This window comes from Xylanibacter rarus (genome assembly GCF_001275135.1).
GTDB lineage: Bacteria > Bacteroidota > Bacteroidia > Bacteroidales > Bacteroidaceae > Prevotella > Prevotella rara.
In genome coordinates this window covers 1-1,668 of sequence record NZ_LFQU01000069.1, presented here as the reverse complement: position 1 = coordinate 1,668, position 1,668 = coordinate 1, and the positions used below count along the sequence as shown (strand labels likewise).

The window sequence follows — 1,668 nt, the reverse complement described above, 5'->3', positions numbered from 1 at the left end:
ATTCAGATACCATTGAGGATGTCGCGGTTGGCATCGTCTATTTTCCCGGTCTTGATGGATGCGAGATATATCTGCGTGGTGTTCTCGGAGTCGTGGCCCATTGCCTGACTGATGATGCCTATGGAGATGTCTTTCTCTTTGGCTGCCGTGGCCCACGAATGGCGCGCAACATACATGGTGAGCGGAATGGGTATGCCTGCCATGACGCCTATCTTCTTGAGGTTGCGGTTGACGCGGAGCATGGCGTTGAGATATTGGCTGCGCTCGGTGCCGTCTTCGCGGACGATGACGGGAAGGAGATATTGTGTGGAAGAAGGGCCGTAGGCGTCGACGATGGCCTGCATGGGGCGCTCCCATCTGACGGTGAGCTGCTGCCCGGTTTTCTTGCGGCTGTAGACGACGTAGTTGTTGCTGAGGTCTTTTTTGCGCAGAAATGCCATGTCGACAAACGACATGCCGCGCATATAGAACGAGAAGAGAAACATGTCGCGCGCAAAGGCAAGTGGGGTGTGGGCTGCGAGGTTGAGAGCCTTGATGCGGCTGATGTCGGCAAGGCTGACGGCGCGGCGCGAGGTCTTGTCGACACCTGTGTAGACGGTGGCAAAGGGATTGCCCTTAGGGACGATGCCTTCGGCCGCTGCCTTGTTGTAGACACTGCGCAGGATGCGCATATAGAACGACGTGGTGTTGCGGCAAAGGCGACGGGAGCGCAGCCACGACTCATACGACTCGACGAACGGGACGGTGAGCATGGAGAGGCTGATGTCGGCGCCGTTGCGGAAAGTGGTGATGCTGCTGAGCGTCTGTCGGTAAGTGTCGGCGGTGCGCAGTCTGCCTTGGGCACTGAGCATGCGTATATGTCGGTGCATGAAGGCGAACAGCGAGTGGTTGACAGCCGGCTGAGAGTTGCGGTAGCAATGGATGATGTCGGCAGTGTTGTAAGGCAGTCCGCTGCAGTCGTATTTGTTGATTATGCCATTGAGCCGATGCATCTCGTGTCTGATTCTGTTGCGTATGCCGAGCAGCGTGGCGGTGCGCCTGGCAGACACCGGCGACATGATGAATATGCGGCTGTTGGGCTCGTCCCATTCGTCGGCAAAGATGCGGCATCTGGTGCTGAGTGTCTTAACCGTATTACGGTGTATAATCTGAAAATACAATGTGCCTTTGCGACTGCTGTCAGCCGCCATCCTGAATGTTAGTCTTACTGTAGTCATGGTAAATGTTTTTTAATATAAAATATATGATTGGGAAATTAACAAATAAATAATGGGGTAGGAGTTAGAGTAGTTAAAGTAGTTATAGGAGTTAAAGTCAAATGCAAACGTAGTGCTTGCGATAATAATCAACAAGACTAATGTGCCGGCTGATTTGCGCTCCTCTGTTTCGGTAGTTATAGTAGTTTTAGTAGTTAAAGTCAAATGCAAACGTAGTGCTGTGGATTTTTTCAATATATTACGATCAATAATAATCAACAAGACTAATGTGCCGGCTGATTTGCAATCTGCCGGAATTGAGTATAAGGATTTATTTAATCCGATTACTTCCTATTTCTTGTAGTAAAACATTGACTAGACTAACGTAGAACTTCGTTTGTCATTACTCACTTTTATAATACAGCGGTATTTTTAGCGGATCAAAGATCCTAATACTCAATTCCGGCGGAGC

General features: G+C 50.2%; 1 protein-coding gene. It reads right to left on the bottom strand.

What is annotated here, in order from left to right:
• Positions 1-2: 2 nt before the first annotated feature.
• Positions 3-1,217 carry a tyrosine-type recombinase/integrase gene (locus ACU52_RS14505; RefSeq protein WP_082335320.1) on the bottom strand — a complete coding sequence of 405 codons (1,215 nt, stop codon included), beginning with the start codon at positions 1,215-1,217 and terminating at the stop codon, positions 3-5.
• Positions 1,218-1,668 lie beyond the last annotated feature (451 nt).